The organism is Streptomyces marianii, from assembly GCF_005795905.1.
GTDB lineage: Bacteria > Actinomycetota > Actinomycetes > Streptomycetales > Streptomycetaceae > Streptomyces > Streptomyces marianii.
Window position 1 is genome coordinate 8293600 of record NZ_VAWE01000001.1, and the last position, 19077, is coordinate 8312676.

18 protein-coding genes and 1 pseudogene are annotated in these 19077 nt (G+C 68.8%); 11 read left to right on the top strand and 8 right to left on the bottom strand.

Going from position 1 to position 19077, the window contains the following annotated elements; genetic code table 11:
* Window positions 1–534: 534 nt before the first annotated feature.
* From FEF34_RS37335 to FEF34_RS37350, 4 genes and pseudogenes are all read left to right on the top strand, one after another.
* Window positions 535–1401, top strand: a complete 867-nt coding sequence (locus FEF34_RS37335; protein ID WP_138057966.1) for a GNAT family N-acetyltransferase — start codon at window positions 535–537, stop codon at window positions 1399–1401.
* A gap of 108 nt (window positions 1402–1509) precedes the next feature.
* Window positions 1510–1800: a hypothetical protein gene (locus FEF34_RS37340; RefSeq protein WP_138057112.1), complete on the top strand. Its 291-nt coding sequence runs from the start codon at window positions 1510–1512 to the stop codon at window positions 1798–1800.
* Window positions 1797–1988 carry a hypothetical protein gene (locus FEF34_RS37345; protein ID WP_171052747.1) on the top strand — a complete coding sequence of 64 codons (192 nt, stop codon included), beginning with the start codon at window positions 1797–1799 and terminating at the stop codon, window positions 1986–1988. The genes FEF34_RS37340 and FEF34_RS37345 overlap by 4 nt, the downstream gene beginning before the upstream one ends.
* Window positions 1979–2391: pseudogene (locus FEF34_RS37350) on the top strand (transposase family protein); the annotation flags it as partial. The gene FEF34_RS37345 and the pseudogene FEF34_RS37350, both read left to right, overlap by 10 nt.
* Window positions 2392–2474: 83 nt before the next feature.
* Here FEF34_RS37350 and FEF34_RS37355 read toward each other — a convergent pair.
* A complete protein-coding gene (locus tag FEF34_RS37355) occupies window positions 2475–3065 on the bottom strand; it encodes a TetR/AcrR family transcriptional regulator (protein WP_138057114.1) in 591 nt (196 codons plus the stop codon).
* Between the two features lie 62 nt (window positions 3066–3127).
* Between FEF34_RS37355 and FEF34_RS37360 the strand changes: the two genes are divergently transcribed.
* Window positions 3128–3985 carry an alpha/beta fold hydrolase gene (locus FEF34_RS37360; RefSeq protein ID WP_138057115.1) on the top strand — a complete coding sequence of 286 codons (858 nt, stop codon included), beginning with the start codon at window positions 3128–3130 and terminating at the stop codon, window positions 3983–3985.
* A 535-nt stretch (window positions 3986–4520) separates the two neighbouring features.
* Here FEF34_RS37360 and FEF34_RS37365 read toward each other — a convergent pair.
* Window positions 4521–5438, bottom strand: coding sequence for a haloalkane dehalogenase (locus FEF34_RS37365; RefSeq protein ID WP_138057116.1), 918 nt, complete (start codon window positions 5436–5438; stop codon window positions 4521–4523).
* 251 nt (window positions 5439–5689) lie between these two features.
* On the opposite strand from FEF34_RS37365, the gene FEF34_RS37370 reads away from it, so the two are divergent.
* The 3 genes from FEF34_RS37370 to FEF34_RS41690 all read left to right on the top strand — a co-directional run bounded on the left by FEF34_RS37370 (window position 5690) and on the right by FEF34_RS41690 (window position 6901).
* On the top strand, window positions 5690–5899 hold the full coding sequence (locus FEF34_RS37370) for a hypothetical protein (RefSeq protein ID WP_138057117.1): 210 nt from the start codon (window positions 5690–5692) through the stop codon (window positions 5897–5899).
* A gap of 138 nt (window positions 5900–6037) precedes the next feature.
* Window positions 6038–6547, top strand: a complete 510-nt coding sequence (locus FEF34_RS44415) for an ATP-binding cassette domain-containing protein (protein WP_171053245.1) — start codon at window positions 6038–6040, stop codon at window positions 6545–6547.
* A 198-nt stretch (window positions 6548–6745) separates the two neighbouring features.
* Window positions 6746–6901, top strand: coding sequence for a hypothetical protein (locus tag FEF34_RS41690; protein WP_171053246.1), 156 nt, complete (start codon window positions 6746–6748; stop codon window positions 6899–6901).
* Window positions 6902–6982: 81 nt separating this feature from the next.
* On the opposite strand, the gene FEF34_RS37380 is transcribed toward FEF34_RS41690, so the two are convergent.
* Together FEF34_RS37380 and FEF34_RS37385 are read right to left on the bottom strand one after the other, a co-directional pair.
* Complete coding sequence (locus FEF34_RS37380; RefSeq protein ID WP_138057118.1) at window positions 6983–7864, bottom strand: serine hydrolase; 882 nt, start codon at window positions 7862–7864, stop codon at window positions 6983–6985.
* Window positions 7865–8553: 689 nt separating this feature from the next.
* On the bottom strand, window positions 8554–9219 hold the full coding sequence (locus FEF34_RS37385; RefSeq protein WP_138057119.1) for a TetR/AcrR family transcriptional regulator: 666 nt from the start codon (window positions 9217–9219) through the stop codon (window positions 8554–8556).
* 175 nt (window positions 9220–9394) lie between these two features.
* Between FEF34_RS37385 and FEF34_RS37390 the strand changes: the two genes are divergently transcribed.
* Window positions 9395–10426 carry a medium chain dehydrogenase/reductase family protein gene (locus FEF34_RS37390; protein WP_138057120.1) on the top strand — a complete coding sequence of 344 codons (1032 nt, stop codon included), beginning with the start codon at window positions 9395–9397 and terminating at the stop codon, window positions 10424–10426.
* 96 nt (window positions 10427–10522) lie between these two features.
* Window positions 10523–11998, top strand: a complete 1476-nt coding sequence (locus FEF34_RS37395; protein WP_234042946.1) for an alpha/beta fold hydrolase — start codon at window positions 10523–10525, stop codon at window positions 11996–11998.
* A gap of 143 nt (window positions 11999–12141) precedes the next feature.
* Here FEF34_RS37395 and FEF34_RS37400 read toward each other — a convergent pair whose 3' ends face one another.
* Entirely contained in the window at window positions 12142–13674 is a 1533-nt protein-coding gene (locus FEF34_RS37400) for a neocarzinostatin apoprotein domain-containing protein (protein ID WP_171053247.1), read from the bottom strand.
* Between the two features lie 383 nt (window positions 13675–14057).
* Window positions 14058–14303: a hypothetical protein gene (locus tag FEF34_RS37405; protein ID WP_138057122.1), complete on the bottom strand. Its 246-nt coding sequence runs from the start codon at window positions 14301–14303 to the stop codon at window positions 14058–14060.
* 1198 nt (window positions 14304–15501) lie between these two features.
* Here FEF34_RS37405 and FEF34_RS37410 point away from each other — a divergent pair.
* Window positions 15502–16758, top strand: a complete 1257-nt coding sequence (locus FEF34_RS37410; RefSeq protein WP_138057969.1) for a protein-glutamine gamma-glutamyltransferase — start codon at window positions 15502–15504, stop codon at window positions 16756–16758.
* Between the two features lie 181 nt (window positions 16759–16939).
* Here FEF34_RS37410 and FEF34_RS37415 read toward each other — a convergent pair whose 3' ends face one another.
* Together FEF34_RS37415 and FEF34_RS37420 are read right to left on the bottom strand one after the other, a co-directional pair.
* Window positions 16940–17242 carry a hypothetical protein gene (locus FEF34_RS37415; RefSeq protein WP_138057123.1) on the bottom strand — a complete coding sequence of 101 codons (303 nt, stop codon included), beginning with the start codon at window positions 17240–17242 and terminating at the stop codon, window positions 16940–16942.
* 446 nt (window positions 17243–17688) lie between these two features.
* The gene (locus FEF34_RS37420) at window positions 17689–18960 is read right to left on the bottom strand and encodes an FG-GAP-like repeat-containing protein (RefSeq protein WP_234042954.1); all 1272 of its coding nucleotides are present in this window, start codon (window positions 18958–18960) and stop codon (window positions 17689–17691) included.
* Between the last annotated feature and the right edge of the window lie 117 nt (window positions 18961–19077).

Sequence of the window (19077 nt, forward strand, 5' to 3'; positions counted from 1 at the left end):
GGGAGGAGGGATCTTTTGTGGTGATGGAGGTCTACTCGCCTGAGTTCAAGGCGGACGTTGGTCGTGCTCGAGCGCCACTGCGCCACCAGCTGACGATTCGATGTGTTGCAGTGCCAGCTCGAAGGCGCGCCGAAGCTGATCAAGCGGGATCCGCAGAGGTTCGCTGTCCATGGGCTCATTTTGTCGATCAGGCGCCGCTGGATCGAGCATCGCGCTGGCCAGGACCCGGCCTGGAGAGAGAACGACCACTGGACCGGCATAGTCCGCCACCAACTCGTCAAGGGCGGAGCGTCCCGGACGACCCCGCGCTGATCGAGTACTGGCGGGACCGCCGCCGCAGGAAAGCGCCACCGCCGCAGCAGGACGAGTCTTCTCCTGGCGGTCCGGCAGCAGAGGCTCTGTCCTCTCTGCGAGCAAGCGCTGATCGTCGGAGCCGAGTTCGAACCGGACAGCCCACGCGAGTGGATCAACTGGTTTGCGGCCGGCCCGGTTAATCGGTTGTGGACCTTCGGGATGGAGTGTCTGATCTCGGCTATGACGATTGTGCTGGGTACGCCGACTGTCGACGGGGTACGCGAGGCCATGGCCGCGTTGCGGGAGTGGCAGTACGACGAAGCGCCGATGCAGTTGCATTCCGGGGACATCGGCTGGAACTACCGGTTCGGAACGGCCGAGACGGCCACGGTGGTCCGGACCTGGAGTCGGGACGGGCGGATTCTCGCGGTCGGGATGCTCGACTCGCCGACGCTGGTGCGGATGACGGTCGCTCCGGACGCTTTCCAGGACGAGGACTTGGCGCGGCGGCTCGTCGAGGACTTCTCGCTACCTGAGCGCGGCGTGCTGCCGGAAGGGGCGGTGTCCATCGAGGGGCCGCTGGGCCTGCTGCTCCACGACCTGCTGAGCAAGGAGGGCTGGGGCGTCGACGAGCCGTGGACGCCGCTTTTCCGGGACCTCACCGAGCCGGTGGAGGACCCCGGCGTGCGGATCAAGTCGATCGGCCCGGAGCAGGCGCAGGACTTCGCCGACGTCCTGCGGTCGGCGTTCAACACCTCGCGGCCTACGCGCGAGTACTGGCACGCGATGTCGGCGGGACCGTTCTACGCCGACGCCCGCTGCCTGGGCGCCTATGACGACCAGGGCAGCGTGGCGGCGGTGGTGACGGTGTGGTCGGCCGGCCCGGGGAAGCCGGGGCTGGTCGAGCCGATGGGCGTCCACGAGGACCACCGTGGTCGCGGCTACGGCCGGGCGATCACTGTGGCCGGGGCGGCTGTGCTGCGGAAGATGGGCTCGTCGAGCGTACGTGTGTGCACGCCGAGTTCCAACGTCGGCGGCGTCGCCACGTACAAGGCGGCCGGGTTCGAGGTGCGGCCGGAGGTGCGAGACCGGATCCGGACGGCCTGACGCTGGGGCTGCTCGGTAAGGCGGCAGCCTGGGGCGCAGCTCGTCTGGCAGGTGCGGGTTTCCGGTTTCTCATTCGCCGTCGCGGGTTGCGCTCGTACGCTCCGGCGCATGGCGGACCCCGAGGTGCATGAGCGGATCACCGCGCGCCGCGCGGAGCTGGATGAACTCGAAGAGCAACTGGGCAAGCAGCTGTCCGAGGTGCGGGCCGAGCGGGCCGAGCGGGACGAGCTGGCTGTGGCGGTGGGGGTGTGGCAGCGGATGAGCGAGCAGCTCGCCGATGAGCGGGCAACGGCCGGGTCGCCGGTGGTGCAGGTGGCGGGCCGGGCGGTGTGGCTGGTCCCGGACCGGGCGTCAAGCGGGACGAGCTGGCTGTGGCGGTGGGGGTGTGGCAGCGGATGAGCGAGCAGCTCGCCGATGAGCGGGCAACGGCCGGGTCGCCGGTGGTGCAGGTGGCGGGCCGGGCGGTGTGGCTGGTCCCGGACCGGGCGTCAGGGGTGGACGAGTCCGCGCTGCCGGCGGACTACCAGCGCATCCTGTCCGCCGTGCGGCAGGCCGGCGGGCCGGTCGAATGCCACGCCTGCTCGTGATCGCACTCACCGACGATCGCGGCCGGCTGCTCTGGGTCTCCGCCGCCCGACCCGGACGCACCTCGGAGATCACCGCCTGCCGGCACGACCACCTCACCGCCCACCTGCGCGGGGCCGGCCTCGGCGCCATCGCCGACCTGGGCTGCATCGGCCCGGACGACAACGACGACCCGGACGACGACCCGGCAGTGATCACCGGCTACAAGGCCGCCCGCAACCGACCCCTGACCCCCGGCCAGAAACTGTCGAACACGGTACTGGCCGCCGTCCGTGCCCCGGTCGAGCACGGGTTCGCCCACCTCAAGAACTGGCGCGTCCTCACCAAGCTCCGCACCGACCCGAAGTCGGCGACCGCCCTGTCAGGGCCCTGGTGGTGCTGACCAACCGCGAAATCGCCCGCTGACCGATGATCTTCGCGAGAGGCATCCGCCCACGATCAGCCCGAGAATCCCGAAGACGACTCACGCCAGACCCTGACCTGCGACTTCACGATGCACACTGCTCAGTGATGGCTGCGCGCAACAACTTGGCCATCGATCGGCCGGCCACCCGCAGCGGTTCCGGATCACGGGCAGCCCGGCTGAGCATGAAAGCCCCCTCCAGCATCATGACCATCGAGTAGGCGAGGGACTGCGCCGTCTTCGGTTCGGTCACCCAGCAACCGAACCACCGCGTCGCCGTGCCGACCCACTCCTCGAAAACCTCCGCCGTCGCGACCCGCAACACCTCATTGCTGCTCGCCACTTCCAAGGCCACCGTCCCGATCGGGCACGCGTCGGCATAGCCGGCCGCTGCAAGGTCCTCCGCGGCCGCTTCGAATGCGCGTACGAGGGACTCCACCGGGTCCGGCACGCTGTCCAGCAGAGCCAGGACCATTCGGCCGTACTCGGTTCCGGACCTGCGGATCATGTCCTCGGCCAGTTGCTGCTTGCCACCGGGGAAGAAGTGGTAGATCGAGCCGAACGGTGCGTCCGCCTCTGCCGCGATCCGTTTCAGGCCGGTGGCCGAGTAGCCGTGTCGGCGGAACAGCACCGTGGCGGCACCCTGGATCCTGGCTCGCGTGTCCGACTGCCCCATTGCCTTCCACCCCTTTCCCCTCCAAGATTACAGTAGAACGATCTATCAAGTAGGGGGTTGGGATGCCGAGAATCGAGTTGTCGTCCGGACCGATCGACTACCAGGACACCGGTGGTGAGGGGCCTGTACTGGTGTTCGGCCACGGTCTACCGATGAACGAGACCCAGTGGCGCAAGGTGGTCCCGCTGCTGGGCGGATACCGCTGCGTCCTGCCCACGCTGCCTCTGGGTGGTCACCGTCAGCCGATGAACCGGGATGCCGACCTGTCCCAGCGCGGTGTTGCCCGGCTCCTGGGCGAGTTCATCGAGGGGCTCGGTCTGGGTCAGGTGACCCTCGTACTCAATGACTGGGGCGGGGGCCAGTTCCTGGTGTCGGAAGGGCAGTACCGGCAAATTGCGCGCCTGGTACTGGTGGCCTGTGAGGCCTTCGACAACTTTCCCCCAGGGCCGGCCAAGGCCATGGCGCAGGTGTGCAGGGTTCCCGGCGGCGTCTGGCTCCTGACGCGCCTCATGCGCGTTCCCGCCTTCCGCCACAGCCGGGGCGGATACGGCGGGATGAGCCTGCGTGGGGTCCCCGACGAGATCATGGACGACTGGTTCGCTCCCGCCACCCGCAGCAGGGCCATCCGCCGGGACTTCGCCAAATTCGCCACCGGGGCACCCGGACGGAAGACCTTGCTCGCCTGGAGCGAGCGACTGCGCGACTTCGACCGCCCGGTACTGGTCGTCTGGGCGACCGAGGACCGGTTGATGCCGCGTGAGCACGGCCCCCGGCTGGCCGAGCTGTACCCGCAGGGCCGACTGATCGAGATCGCCGACTCGTCCACCCTCATCCCCGAGGACCAACCCGAACGACTCGTCCAAGTACTCACCGACTTCCTGGTCCAAACCGGAGCAGAGCCAGTCCGACACGACTCCTGAGCGCGGGAGCGGCAGTCGGATCCGACCGCCACCACCGCCCTCCCGCCAGGGTCGAAGCTGCAAGTCGGGCCGGTGCCGCTTGGCGCCCGGGGAAGTGACGCATTGGATCACCCGACAGCGCCGGCTCGTGCACCTGCACCGGGCCGGATGTCTCGTCCCCATCAGCCTCACCAGACCGCCCGTCCCCCATCGCCCCAGAGAGCTCGCGGCTTGCGATCTTCGCTCCTGGTGACAGAGAGGCTGCCGAATGAGCATTTGTGACAAGCCGCGTGCCTCACTGGTGACAATCAGCCTGCTTCCCCCCGGTCCCGTTCACCAGCTCAACCAGCTCTGCTGGTGACAACTACCGCGCTTCGGCTCACTGGGGTCGGGTGGCTGTCCTACTCCGGAGGTGGCGTCACGAGCTTCGTAGCGCGGGGTCGACGTCCGCTGGGTCAGGGCGGCAGGTCGCGGTCGAGCAGGCCGCTCATTTCGATGGCCGCCCGGCTGAGGAACGGCAACACCCCGGCCGTCGTCGTTGCCCCGGACTGCACGATCACGTGGCGGCGATGAAGCGGTTCACGATTTCCGCGAGCTCGGCCCCCCGGTCCTCCTGGAGAAAGTGCCCGCCTCCCTCGACCGTCGCGTGGTCCTGGCCCTGACAGCCGGGGACGAGCTTGAGGAAGACTTGATCAGCGCCGCGGGTGATCGGGTCGTGGTCGCTGAAAGCACACAGGACGGGCTTGTCGAACTCCTGAAGGGCCCGCCACGCGCGGCGATTGGACTCCGAGGCCGGATCATCGGCGGACACCGGCACCAACACGGGGAACTGGCGCACTCCTTCCTTGAACGTCTCGTCGGGAAACGGAGCGTTGTAGGCAGCGATGACCTCAGGAGGAAGATCGGTACGGCACCCGCCGTCCACGATCTCCCCCACCCTCAATTCCGGGGTGTTCTGGCTGAAGTCACGCCATGCGAGGAACGCCTCTCCCGGATCGCGGTCTCCGGTCGGCAGGAAGGTGTTGGCCACGACTAGACGGCTGAAGCGGTCCGGGTGCTCCGCCACCAGGCGCAGGCCGATGAGCCCGCCCCAGTCCTGACACACCAGCGTGATTCGGCGCAGGTCAAGCCGGTCGAGTACGGTCTCGCGCACCCAGTCCACATGACGCTGGTAGGTGTACTCCGAGCGCGGTGTCGGCTTGTCCGACTTGCCGAAGCCGACTAGGTCGGGCGCGATGCACCGGTGACCTGCCCCGGCGAGGACAGGGATCATGTGCCGGTACAGGTACGACCACGACGGCTCGCCGTGCAGCAGCAGCACGGTCTCGCCGGAGGCGCTGGTCCCTTCGTCCACGTAGTGGACCCGCAGCGTGTCACCGCTGCCGTCGCCAGCCGCCACTTCGGTGTAGGAGGGGGCGAAGGGGTAGTCCGGCAGGTCGCTGAATCGATCGTCAGGTGTCCGCAGGATTCGCATGACGCAACTCTATCCTCGCGCTTTCACGAGGCGGCGTCGCCCTTGACGGCCCGAACGAGGCGGACGGCAGCTGCTGCCATGTGCCGCTCGACGTGGCCGCGAACACGATCGCGGCCAGCGCTCCCCGCGGACCTGCGCGGTGGTCCTCGTCCTGCATGGTTCGGCCGGTCCGTGCCCTCGAAGCTGACCTCGGCGTCGGTCTCCTCCAGGCGCTCGGCCATCTGTTCCCAGGGGGGCGAGCGCGGCGACCGGTGCCGAAGATCCTGCTGGTCGTCGCGGTCGGGGCCGTCGCCAACATCTTCGGCAGCAAGAACGCCGGCTGGGCCATCATGGCCGCAGGGTTGATCGGGCCGACAGCGGCTCTGATCTGGCACATGGTCCCCAGGGAGCGGCCCGATTCCTTCATCATCGTCCCGCTCGGGGGCCCTGGTGCTGTTCACGCTCCTGTTCGTCCTCAATGAGGGGTTCCCCGGAACCTGACATGGCACGACAGGACACATGCCGGATGGACTGGGGCAACACACAATGACGACAGGCGAGTTCTCGCCGAGGCACGAGGCCTGCGGCGCTCGTTCGCAAACAGAACCGTCCTTCAGGACGTGTCCCTGACCCTGCGCGCGGGTGAGGTGACCGGCTTCGTCGGCGCGAACGGCGCGGGCAAGACCACGACCATCAGACTGATGCTGCAACTCGCCCGCGGTGAAGGAAGCACGCTCTTCCTCGGATGCCCGTTGCACGCGTGGGGATCGCCGGCGAAGGTCGTCGGGGCCGTCCTCGGTGGCGTCGCCGGCCAACCCCAGGCACCGGGTGCGCTCACATCTGAGGATGGTGGCCGCCGGCTGCGGAGCGCCGGACAGCCGCGTCGACGAACTGCTCGAGAAGGTGGACTCACCGTCGCGGCCGAACTGAGGCTCGCCCAGCTCTCCTTGGGCATGGCACAGCGCGTAGGAATCGCGCAGGCGTTGCTCGGTGGCCCGCGTGTACTCACCTGGACGAGCCGGCGAACGGGCTCGACCCGCACTCCATCCGCTGACTGCGACAGTTCCTGCGGGCTCAGGCGGACGAAGGACGCGCCGTGCTCGTCTCCAGCCACCTCCTGGGAGAGATGAAGCAGCTGGCCGACAGCGTAGTGGTGCTCTCGCGGCCGTGTCGTCGCGGCCTCACCTCTCACGGAGCTGCTGACACGGGCAAGCACCCGAAGCGTCGTCCTCGTACAGACTCCCGATACGGCCGCACTGGCCCGCCTGGTCGAGGACAGCGGAGGCCGACCGGAACCTGCCGGGGGTACGAGCGCACGCATCACGGGGATGGAACGGACCACGGTCGGCTCCCTGGCGGCGAAGGAACATCTGGAGCTGCACCGGCTCTCCGAGGAGACCCCATCACTGGAGGACTTCTACCTGTCCATCGCGGACCGGTCGCCACCGACCTGGTGCGCGGCGCAGCACGCACGACATGGCTGACGGTCAACGGACCACGTATGGCCTACACGGCGAAGTGCGCCGTCGGGTTCGCGGGTCGCTTCGGCGGTCCGGGTGGCGCAGTCAGCCCGTACCGGTCTCCACGGCGTTCGCGGTGGAGTTGAGGCCCTTGTGGATCGCGCGGGCCACCGCTTCGGTGGTGGCGACTCCGGCGGCCATGGTCTTGTTGTCGTGGGTGAGCACGGTGATGGTGTAGTCGTGGCCCCGGCCGGTGAAGGCGCCCAGGCCGTGTACCCGCCAGCCGTGCGTGGCGCGCGACAGCCAGCCGTTCTTGACATGAAACACCGCGGAGCTCGGCGCGCCTGCCGGTGTACCCCAGCGCTGTGAGGCGACGACCTTGTTCATCAGCTTGAGAGCGTAGGCGCGCGCCCTGTCGCTGAGCACGCTGTTCCTGCCCGTGATCAGATCCATCAGCTTCTGCTCGTCACCGGCCGTGATCTGGGTCAGGCCCCAGTGGCCGTTGCTTCCCGGCACCGTCCGGGTCATGTCCGCCGCCGACAGGAAGTTCTTGACCTTCGGCACTCCGAGCTGCCGCCACAGCGCGGTCGTCGCGTCGTTGTCCGACTTCGTGATCATCGCGGTCGCGAGTTCGGTCTCACGCGTGGTGAGGTGGCGGTTTTGCCTGTTCACGTCCCACAGCAGCGTCGCCAGGACGGTGACCTTGACGGTGCTGGCGGAGTCGAACTTCTGTTCCGCCCGCAGCGTGCACACCGTGTTCGTCGTGCGATCGTGCAGTGATACGGCAGTGACGGCCGTCCTGCCTCTGAGTGCGGTCGTGATGTCCCGCTGCAGCTTCGCGGCCAGCCCGGCCTTGTCCGAGCTGCACCTCACCCTCGGTGCCGCCGCGATGGCGTCCGCCGCCCCGGCCCCCACGACCACGGGAACGGCCGTTCCGGCGACGACTGCGGCAGCCAGGACGCGGCGGGATGCTCGTATATGCCCCAAACCGTTCCACGCCTTCCTGATGTCGACCGTTTTGCCTGACCAGTGTTGGCGAAGGGGGCATGAGATGGGATGTGATCTCTGCCACGGAGGAGCTGGGCGGCCAAGGGCACGTCCCTCGTGTCGTGTGCGGCGGACCGCGCTGCGCGGTCCGGTACAGGGCCACGCATTCCCGACTCAGCGGTCGCGGCACAGCCTGGCTGTGACGAAGGACTCATCATGCTCGCGGCCGGGTATGACCGCTCCGGGTCTCCGTGTCGTCGCGGAGTGTCAGCCGCACGACGGGCGAGGCACGAGATACGGAAAGAAAGAGTGCTTGCCGCTGCTCGCCGGAGTCGGCGTCTCCGCGCTGCCCCGCTGTCCGGTCGCCCCGCCCTGGCCGCTGGCTCGCTGGAACCGCCGCATCACGCGCAGGCCCAACCGCTCGACACTCCCTATCTCGTGTCTCGTCGTGCGCTCGGGGCCCTGTCGGCGCCCGTGGCCCTGGTGCGGCGTCAACTGCACCGACAGGCCGACTGCGCCGACGATGATCGAGACGACGCCGATGGTGAGCTCCGGGCACCGGGGGCCCTGTGGCATGGCCCTCTGCACGCGGCGTCGGCCCGGTTCGACAAGGGTTGCGGTGCGGTACCCGGCATGCGGTGCCCGAAGGCCGTTGGGCGACGGGGCGCGGGGCTGCCGGAGGGGGTCGCTCACCGGGTCAGGTGGCGCAGTTCGCTCTCGTACAGCTCGGCCGGGTCCAGGCCCATGCCGGTGAAGTGGCCGGCGAGTTCGAGGGAGAGGACGCCGTGCAGGCGTGTCCAGAAGAGCAGGGCGCGGCGTAGGGCGGCCGGTGCTGCGGGGTGGTCGGCGGCCCACTGGCGGTGTCCGGCGAGGTGGGCTTCCAGGTGTGCGTCGGGGTGGTCGTCGTCCGGGCTTCGCACGGCTGTGCCGGTCGGGTGGGCGGCGTCGAGGAGGGCGTCCATGATCTCTGAGGCGATCGTGGTGACGTCGTCGGGCGCGTGGTAGCCGGGGACCGGTGTGCCGTAGACGAGGAAGTAGCGCTGCGGGTCCTCCAGTGCCCAGGTGCGCAGTGCGCGTCCCAGTGAGGCCAGGTCGGCATCCGTCGCGGCGGCGGCGCGGATGGTGTCGGCGAGGCTGCGGTAGGCGGTGCGGATCAGTTCGGTGATCAGCTCGTCCCGGCTGGCGAAGTAGCGGTAGAGGGCGGGTCCGCTCATGCCCATCTGCTTGGCGATGGCGTTGAGGGACAGCCCCGGTGCCCCGGCGGCAGCGATCTGTTCCCAGGCGCGTTCCTTGATCTCGGCGCGTAGCTGGGCCCGGTAGCGCTCGCGTGGTGTCTCGTTGCCCGCGACGGTCATGTGGACGTCCCTTCCCCTGTTGGGTCACCGGCTGCTGGAGGCCGGACGAGCCGCTCGGCGCGAGCCCTTCGTTAGACCCTATTACGAACGCTCTTGACCGTCACTCCGATCAAGTTATAACCTCTAACTAAAGCGTCACCGGCTAACGGGGCTGGTGGGGGCGAAAGGGGTCGTCATGAACGCCGGAGAAATGATGGAGATCGTGCTGCCGGGCAAGGTCGAGCCGGAGGGGCTTCAGATACGCCAGGGTGCCGTTCCGGCCGCCGGGCCGGGACAGGTCCTCGTCCGCATGGAGGCGACCGGTGTCTCGTTCGCCGAGCAGCAGATGCGCCGCGGCCGCTACTACGACCAGCCACCCTTCCCCTTCGTGCCCGGTTACGACCTGGTCGGCACCGTCGTGGCGACCGGGGGCGGTGTCAGCGCCGACCTCGTCGGCACCCGGGTGGCCGCGCTGCTGAAGGTCGGCGGCTGGGCCAGCCACGTGGTCGTCGACGCCACCGACGTGGTGCCGGTCCCCGACGGGATCGGCGCGGCCGAGGCGGAGACCTTGGTGATCAACGGCGTCACGGCCTGGCAGATGCTGCACCGCAGGGCCCACGTCCATGCCGGGCAAACCGTCCTGGTTCACGGCGCCAACGGGGGAGTCGGGTCGGTCCTGGTCCAACTCGCGCAGGCCACGGGCGCGAAGGTGATCGGCACCGCGTCCGCCCGTCACCACGCCGCCCTGCGCGCTCAGGGGGTGACCCCGATCGACTACCGCACCGAGAACATCCCCGCCCGCGTCCGCGAACTCGCCCCCGGCGGCGTCGACGCCGTCTTCGACCACGTCGGTGGCCGCAGCGTCGTCACCTCCTGGCAACTGCTCGCCCCCGGCGGCACGCTCGTCTCCTACGGCAGCGCCTCCACCCGCGACGACGAGGGCTCCAAGCAGTGGCCCGTGCTCAAGCTGCTCGGCCGGGTATGGCTGTGGAACACCCTGCCCAACCGCCGCCACGCCTACTTCTTCAACGTCTGGGCCGGCCGGGCCCTCAGCCGCAGCCGCTTCCAGGCCAGGCTGCGCGCCGACCTCACCAAGGTCTTCGACGCGCTGCGGCGCGGCGAGATCACCGCCCAGATCGCCGCCGAACTGCCCCTCACCCAGGTCGCCGAGGCGATGCGGCTGGCCGAGTCCGGCACCGTCGCCGGAAAGGTCGTCCTGCACGCCTGACGCCGACCGCGAAAGCGGCACACCCACGCGCCCCCGTCCCCGCACGGTCCCCTCACCCCCGCGCTGTCGGCGCGAAGACTCTCAGGAGACAGCCCCGTGATCAGACTCCGCACCTACATCCGGAGTACCCTCTCCGCCGCCCTCGCCACGGCCGCCCTCGCCACCCCGGCGGTCGCCGCCCCCGCCCAAGGCCAGCCGGCTGCTCCCGCCGGCCGGATCAGCTGGAGCGCCTGTACCGACGAAGAGTTCGCGGGAATGCAGTGCGGCACGCTGCGGGTGCCGGTCGACCACGCCCGCCCCCGCGCCGGCAGCCTCACCCTCGCCCTGGTCCGCCGCCCCGCCGACGACCGGGCCCATCGCCGGGGCACCCTCCTGCTCAACGACGGAGCCGGCGGATCATCGATCGAACAACTCCGCCTGGCCATGCGCATCGGTTTCCCCTCGTTCGCCGGCGCCATGAGCCGCGACTTCGACCTGGTCGCCGTCGACCCGCGCGGAGTGGGCCACAGCACCCCGATCCGCTGCACCACACCTCTCAAGCCGGCCGGCGTCACCCACTTCCCGCAGAACCAGGAGCAGTTCGACACACTCGTCGCCCACAACCGCGCCTTCGCCGCCGACTGCCTGCGCAGCAACGGCCCCCTGGTCGCCCACACCGACCTCGCCGGCACCGCACGGGACTTCGAAGCCGTACGCGTCGGCCTGGGTGAGAAGCAGCTCAACTGGTACGGCATCCACTACAGCACGCTCCTCGGACGCACCTACGCCGACCTGTACCCCGGCCGGCTGCGCACCATGGTCCTCGACACCGCGCTGGACGACACCCTCCCGCCCACCGAACGCATCCGCCGCGAAGCAGCCACGGCCGAAGAAGCCTTCGACCGCTTCACCGCCTGGTGCGCCGCCTCGACGGACTGCGCCCTCAACGGCAAGGACGCCGCGGCCGAGTACGACGCCCTCGTCGCCCGCGCCGACCGCACCCCGATCCCCACCACCGACGGCAGCCGGCCACTGACCGGCGAGGACATCCGCGCCGCCACCCAGGACTACCTGACCCTCTCCGGCGTCACCTGGCCCGCCCTCGCCCAGGCCGTCGTCGAGGCACAGGCCGGGGACGCGACCGACTTCACCTACGAACCCGACGACACCCTCGACCCTGTCCAGGTCCACATCCCCGCCTGCCTGGACACCGCACGCCCGGTGACCACCTTCGATCAGCTCACCCGCCTGCGCAACGACCTGGCACGCATCTCCCCGCACCTCGGCGGCGCTGTACGCTCCTGGACCGCCCTCACCGGCTGCCTCGGCTGGCCCGTCCCTGCCCGCCCCGTCGCGGCCGGCGCCCCAGTGCACGGCGCACCGCCCGCGCTGATCCTGCAGTCGACCCACCAGGCTCTCGCCCCGCACAGCGCAGGCTTCGCCATGGCGGCCCAACTGCCCGGGAGCGTCGTCCTCAGCCGCGAAGGCGACGACTACAGCATGTTCCTGCTCTCCCAGTGCGTGCGCGAAGCCACCAACCGCTACCTGACCACCCGAGCCCTGCCCGCACCCGGCACCACCTGCACCGACTGAAACCTGCATCGCGTCGACACCGTTGCCCGCGTTGCCATCGAGCCGAACCCCCTCGCCGTGGCTGCGGACTGGTGGGGCGGGGCTGGTCCGCTGACCGGTACTCGTCGGGGAGTACCGGTCAGCAGCGTGTCACCGGCCGGGGGTCACTCGGCCGTGGCCAGGAATTCGAGCGGCTGTCGCACCGAGTCCGGACCGCGGACCCGGGTGCCGAAGACAACCAGCTCGCAGGCCCCCTCGGCACGGCAATCAACGGTGCGGCCATCGATGCTGGTGAACGTCACCGACAACGTGACCGTCTCGTCGACATGGCCGCTGTCGCTGGTCGCCGGCGGCCTGCCGCGCGGACGGCAGCCGAGGGTGTCGGTCGCGCCGCTGGCGCACTCCATGACCGCCACGTGGTAGCGCGGTTCATAGCCTTCGCCGGTCGCGTGCACCGACTGGCCGCCCACCAGGCCCTCGTGAGGGTTCACCAGCAGGGTGGGGGGCGCCTCAGGGTCGCCGTCGGGCTGGAAGTGCAACGGGAGGGTGGCCAGCAGGGCCCCGGTGTTGTCCGTGAGGGCCAGGGAACACGGCTGGTCCGGCGCCACGGTGCGGCAGTCGATGCTGCCGGCGCCGGTGCCGAGTTGGGCGTACAGCTTCTTCGGCGCGGGTGCGTAGGTACCGTCCGGGTACACGCGGAACTGACGGCCCGTGGCATCGTCACAGGTCGTCGCGGATGGCGAGGGCCCGCACTGCTTGACCCACACATAGGCCTTCGGCGGCCCGCCTGCGATGGTGAACGTGACGATGTCCCCGTCCAGCAGCGACGTCGCGCGGTTCGCTTCCAGCCGGGCGCCACCGGTGGTCGGTGACGTCTGTACGCGCTTCGCGGAGGCGTAGGCCCGCGCCGGCTGGGTGCTCGGCGGGGACTGCGGCTGCCAGGGGCCCCAGTCCCCGCCGGGTGCCGTCTGGACGATCTCCCAGATGCGGTCCCTGTTCCACTCTCGCGCCGTCACATGGAGGCGCCCGTCCTGAAGCTGTTCCACGGTGCTCGGCCGGCCGAGGCCCACGTTCGGTTCCGGCACCTGGCCCATGGACTGGACGGGCCCCCAGCCGGTACCTGCGTCCTGCTGGTGCCGCAGTTCCATCGCGCGGCCGGACCGCGACCCTGATGCCAGGGCGTCGATGCTGCCGTCCCGCTCCTTGAACAGCACGACTCCGCCTTGATACGGCGCCGGCGACAGCCCGAAGGGGGCGGGCACGCTCCAACCGCCCGTGCTGCCGTCCTCCTGCACGTGGCAGTACGAGCCGTAGCTGGGGAACAGCAGCTCGAGTCCGCCCGCCGAGTTCTCGACGGCAGAGATCGCGTGGCTCTTCGGCCCTACGGTTGCCGCGCCGACCCGCTGCCATGGCCCGAACGGGCCTGCCGGCTCGCCTTGTTCGCGCTGCCAGACAAAGGGCAAGTCCACGGTCGCGGTGGCGTCGTGGAAGAGCTGGAACTGAGCGATTCGGCCGTCTGCACGGTCCACGGACACCAGACTGTCGGAAACCGGCGTGCCCGCCCGGCCCTCGGCGGTGGGGTCGGTGGAGCATGCGGCAGCAGCGGATGCGGCGACCGCGGAGGCCGCCTGTGGTGATGCCGGGGCCGCCAGACCACCGGCGCAGGCGAGCACCAGCACGACCGCGCTGCGTCTCAACGCTCCCATGCGCGAGCCAACCCGTGTTCTTCGTCGTAAACCCATGTACTCCCGTCCTTCTTCGTCGACCTCCTTGGCCACGGACATCCTTGTGGTCTGCTTGGGACACTGCCAGCGGCAGCCGGCGTCACCGGCGCGAACAAGCCGACGTGCGGTATCCCGATCGCAGATCCGGGCGGAGGGCCCCGTCGGCCGGGATGCCGCGACTGCCAAGGCCGTGCCGTGGGATGCCCCGGGTGACGATCCGAGGCGAGTGCGGCCTGCCCCTCGGACGGGACGAAGGCGTGAGGCGCAGGCCTGGTCGGCCCCGGAGTCCTCGTGCCGCATCAGGCGACGTGCGCCGCGTCGCGGCGCCCGGCACGGCGACTCGCGGCGTTGCCGAATCAACCGAGCAGGCCCACTGCGAGGTCGATCCGGCGCCTTGCCATCCTTCCCCTCGGCCCGGGAGGGCCGGGGGAGACCCCGTGCACATTGATCTTCTGCACCAGGGCAACCAGCAGATCCACCAGGGCAACATGTACCTCTCGGATTTCCGGGACACCGCCGAGGACGTACGGATCACGCTGCTCGCGGCGGCGGCCTCCCCGGGCCCGGCCCTCGACAGCGACGCCACCCTGGTCAGCTGCCACTCGGGAGAAGGAGCAGACAGCGCCCACCTACAAGCGCGGCTTGATCAGGCGGTGGCCGCACCCGTTCCCGGAGCCGGGGTCCGACCGAGATCGCGAAACCAGAAACCAGACCGGTGTATTAGCCGGGCTTGGTCCCGGTTGAACTGTTGAACCGAACAGCATGCAGCTCGGAGAGATCAATACTCGCGTGTTTGGCCGGAGGGGGCCTTACCAGCCGTTTCACAGAGAGGCAGGGCGAGTGGCAGGGCTGTCGACGGAGGTGAGGCGAGCGAGAGCCCGCTGTGGCGAATGGCGGAGATCCAGCGGTTCCGGGGAGCGGGTGTGGTTCGTTCGGTTCCGAACTGCCGCGTGCAGACAGCGGCTTCCGTACCTGGGCCACCACCTCTCTACGGGACTCTTCGTCCCGGTCAGCAGCGCCGTTATCGAACACTTCCCGGGATTCCCGACGTCACTGCGGCCAGTCTCGCCGCAGACCATTTGCCAGGGACAAGGACAATGCCGTCGCTCCGCATCCGGAGCTGGGCGAGCTCGCGGCGGTGACCGAATACTGCCCTATGTGGCGGCGTGGCCGAATGTGAAGCCGTTGTGTTGTACGGGAGTTGGCACCGAGACATGATCTGTTCTCGTACAACCTGACTATTCATGCGGGAGTCGAGGTGTGATGTACCAACCCCTCCACAGGGTGGACCGGACAGCCTGCGAGTTGGCTTCCGGTCCCTGTGTCCCCGGAGCCCCAGTGCGGGGGGCCGGTCCCTGGACCGTCGGACACCTTCGCGCAGAGGAAGCCAAGGACGGTCCTTAGCCTGGGCCCAACGCAGGCCATCGCAGTTTCCTCCGCGCTACGGACACCGTGCACGCGCATGTTCACCCTGGTCGGGTGGGCCTGACGGCGTCAGCTTCATGGGCTTCGCCTCGCGCGCCGGAGTCCGCTACTGCAGCCCAGGCCACCCGGTCCGGGACGCTTCGTAGTCTCGGGGGCCCTGATCGGGGTGGCCTCCGGTCGGCTACGGCGACGTGGCCATCTGGCCGGCGACTCACCAGCACCACCGTCTCGCGCACCCTCTACGTCCCCTTCCGCCGGTGCCTTACCGCTTCGGGTGCTGCGACACAGGGGTGCGCTGTCAGGCCCCACACTGCGTTGTCCCTCTCGCATGCCATCGCTTCATGACGTCTCAATGCAAAGGAGTTCGTGATTCTCATGTACAAACGCTCGAGATTTCTGGCCTTCACCACCGTGGGCGTAGTGATGTGCGCCGCTGGTTTCATCCCGTCGGCCAGTCAGGCCGCCAACAGGGTCGAGGGGGAGAAGAGGGAGTCCTTTGCCGAAGAGCACGGCCTGACGGCAGATGATGTCAGGCACATCAACGCACTGAACGAAAGGGCTCTGAGTCTGGGTCAGCCCGACAAGCCCTCAGGGGCGTCGCTGCCGAGTGCCGTCGAATCCCCCAGGGCCTCCGCGGCGGCAAGCGGCAGGGTGACGCCTCCCGCCGAGCCGCTTGACCGCATGCCTGACGCGTACCGGACGTACGGGGGCAGGGCGACTACGGGCGTCAGTAACTACATACGCAAGTGGCAGCAGGTATACAGCCACCGCGATGGCCAGGCACGGCAGATGACCGAAGAGCAGAGAGAACAGCTGTCCTACGGTTGCGTGGGCGTCACCTGGGTCAACTCAGGCCCCTACCCGACGAACAAACTGGCGTTCGCCTCCTTCGATGAGAACAAATACAAGAATGCCCTGGAGAACACCACTCCCCGGCCAGGCGAGACCCAGGCCGAACTTGAAGGGCGCATCGCCAAGGAGAGCTTCGACGAGGGAAAGGGATTCAAGCGGGCTCGTGATGTGGCATCCATCATGAACAAGGCCCTGGAGAACGCACACGACGAGGGGACCTATCTCAGTAACCTCAAGGCAGAACTCACAAGAAACAACGACGCTCTGCGCAACGAAGACGCTCGCTCGAACTTCTACTCGGCTCTAAGGAACACCCCTTCCTTCAAGGACGGAGAGGGGGGCGACTACGACCCGTCCAGGATGAAGGCGGTCATCTACTCCAAGCACTTCTGGAGCGGACAGGATCCGCGGAGCTCCGCCAACAAGAGGAAGTACGGCGACCCGGAGGCTTTCCGCCCCAACCCGAGCACAGGCCTGGTCGACATGTCGAAGGACAGGAACACCTCGCGCAGCCCCGGCAACTCAGGCGAAAGTTATGTCAATTTCGACTACGGATGGTTCGGTGACCAGAAGGAAGAAGACCACGACCAGACTGTGTGGACCCACGCCAACCACTATCACTCACCCAACGGTGGCATGGGCCCGATGAAGGTATACGAGAGCAAGTTCCGGAACTGGTCCGCTGGATACGCAGACTTCGACCGCGGGACCTATATGATTACGTTCATACCGAAAAGTTGGAACACGGCCCCCGCCAAGGTGACGCAAGGCTGGCCGTAACGCCTGCCCCTCACAGGGACACGGCCTGGCGCAGCGGCCCTCGCGTTCAGGGCTTGTTCGCCGCGATGGCCGGCGACGGACGCACCGTCACCCAGCTGCCCGTACCCGCCTCCCCGGTTCTCGGGGGCACCTCAGGTCCGGAGCGGTGGTTACCCATCCGCTATGCCTGATAACCGGGACTTCAAAGTCGAGTGCTGCGGGCCTCGGTGACCTCGCGTGCGACGGCGCGGAAGGTGTCCATCGCGGTCGGCCAGGACAGACGCAGATCCCGGGCGGCCTGGATGACGGTGGAGGCGGCGTCGCGCCGTCCCCGCCCGGCAGCATCGAGCAGTCCCATGGTGATCCGTGCGCCGGCCGGCAGCTGCGGTATCTGCTCGGTGGACGACCCGCGCGGGCAGCCGGCCTCCCGGCACCACCGGCGGCGCTTGTGCCGGCGCAACTCCAACCCGCTCTCGCCGTACGGAAGATCGCGGGGCCGGGTCACCGGCGAGCCCCTCACCCTGGTGGCGAACACCCCGCAGGCCTTGCACGCCCGGGTCCTGTCCTCGGCCGTGGCCAGGTGGACCCGGGCGTGCCCCGTCCGCCAGCCTCTCGACCCGGACGACGGACACCCCGCCGAGGTCGAGCAGATACGTCGTATCGTCGAGCAAGCCCGTGGCTCCTGCGTGATCGTTCTGCTAGAGAACAGAAATGATCACGCAGTCCACGGGCACCTCGCGTCCAAGGCCAAGCAGCCCAATCCAACACGAAGCGTGAACGCCGCGTCAGCAAGCCGAACCAGCGCGCCGCTCAACTTCGAAGGCCCGGATACGTGCAGCCCGGCGCCTGCTCAACACGGTCCGAGGTGCTGCCGTGGAACGGTGTGGGGTCGCGGGGCGGGCGCGGCTGACGGGGTGCGGGCAGTGTGTAGCGCACCCCGTCAGCTGAGGGTTAGTTGTAGCGGTTGGCGAGCTTGGTGGAGGTGTAGACCCAGGCGCCGGGGTTGGATGCCCAGCCGGCTTGGCCGCCGTTGAACATGGCGTCGGGGCGGGCGGTCCAGGTCCACATCTTTACGACGTCGTCGGTCTGGTGGTTCATGATGGCGAGGTCGTCGCGGCCGTCGCCGTTGAAGTCACCGGTTGCCATCTGCAGGCGGGTGACGTCCAGGCCGCCAGCGCTGTTGAGGGTGACCTTGGCGGAGCCGAACTTGCTCTGGCCGTCGACCTTCTGGAACAGCATGGTGCTGGTCTTGTCGCTGCCGTCGTCGTAGGCGTACCAGACCAGGGTGTCGTCGTGGCCGTCGCCGTTGAAGTCACCGGCCTGCGGGAAGGCCTGGTCCCACTTGAGGGTGGTCTCCCACCACGTTGTGGGGTTGGCGAAGGTCCCGTTGGGCTGGGTGGTGAAGACGTAGGTCTTCATCCCGTTGCCGCCCTGGTTGTAGTAGACGCCGAGCTCTTCGCGGCCGTCGCCGTTGAAGTCGCCGGTGACGAACTTCGTGCTGGTGCGCAGCCAGGTGCCGGCGGGTGCGGACCAGGAGGCGACGGGGGTGTTGAAGGTGCCGTCGGTCTTGGTGGTGAAGGTGTGCAGCTTGGTGGTGCCGTCGGCTCCGGCGTACCAGACGGCCATGTCGTCGCGGCCGTCGCCGTTGAAGTCGCCAGCCTGCGGGGTCATGTAGCTGTAGTGGAAGGGGCCGCCCGCGGGGGAGCTCCAGGCCTGGACGGGGGTGGCGAAGCCTCCGTCGGTCTTGCCGAGGGCGACGAAGGCCTTCACGCTGGCGTCGCTGTAGCCGCGCAGCAGCGCCATGTCGCTGCGGCCGTCGCCGTTGAAGTCACCGGAGACGAACTTCATGTACCTGGCGTCCCACTCGCCCACCGGCGCGGCGTAGGACTTGAACGGCGCACCGATCGCGCCGTTGTCGCCCTGGCCGAAGAAGGTGTACGTGGCGTCCGAGCCGGCGGCGAAGTCGTACCAGGCTCCGATGTCGCTGCGGCCGTCACCGTTGATGTCGTTGCGGACGACGGTGTTGCTGGACCACTGGGACTGTTTCTGGGTGTTGTGGACGACGAGGTTGCCGCGGTCGGTGAGCGTGGCCGTACCCCCGGCGGCGATGGTCTTGGACTCCCAGAGGGTGGTGGTGTCCGCGGCGTTGCGGACGACCAGGTTGCCGCTGGCGTCGAATCGCGCGGTGGCGCCGGCGTTGCCGGCGGTGCCGGTGGACCACAAGGTCTTGCCGGCCTTAGGGGGCGTATTGCGTCGTGATCAATGAGCAGTGTGCATCGTGAAACTTGCACGTCAGGTGGGCTGGTGTGCACGGGGTTCGGGGTGCTCGGGCTGGTCGCT

Excerpts from the sequence above, each read along its gene's own strand:
- FEF34_RS37335 (WP_138057966.1), top strand. The coding sequence starts at position 535 with ATGACGATTGTGCTGGGTACGCCGACTGTCGACGGGGTACGCGAGGCC.
- FEF34_RS37340 (WP_138057112.1), top strand. The coding sequence starts at position 1,510 with ATGGCGGACCCCGAGGTGCATGAGCGGATCACCGCGCGCCGCGCGGAG.
- FEF34_RS37345 (WP_171052747.1), top strand. The coding sequence starts at position 1,797 with ATGAGCGAGCAGCTCGCCGATGAGCGGGCAACGGCCGGGTCGCCGGTG.
- FEF34_RS37355 (WP_138057114.1), bottom strand. The coding sequence starts at position 3,065 with ATGGGGCAGTCGGACACGCGAGCCAGGATCCAGGGTGCCGCCACGGTG.
- FEF34_RS37360 (WP_138057115.1), top strand. The coding sequence starts at position 3,128 with ATGCCGAGAATCGAGTTGTCGTCCGGACCGATCGACTACCAGGACACC.
- FEF34_RS37365 (WP_138057116.1), bottom strand. The coding sequence starts at position 5,438 with ATGCGAATCCTGCGGACACCTGACGATCGATTCAGCGACCTGCCGGAC.
- FEF34_RS41690 (WP_171053246.1), top strand. The coding sequence starts at position 6,746 with ATGGAACGGACCACGGTCGGCTCCCTGGCGGCGAAGGAACATCTGGAG.
- FEF34_RS37385 (WP_138057119.1), bottom strand. The coding sequence starts at position 9,219 with ATGACCGTCGCGGGCAACGAGACACCACGCGAGCGCTACCGGGCCCAG.
- FEF34_RS37390 (WP_138057120.1), top strand. The coding sequence starts at position 9,395 with ATGAACGCCGGAGAAATGATGGAGATCGTGCTGCCGGGCAAGGTCGAG.
- FEF34_RS37410 (WP_138057969.1), top strand. The coding sequence starts at position 15,502 with ATGTACAAACGCTCGAGATTTCTGGCCTTCACCACCGTGGGCGTAGTG.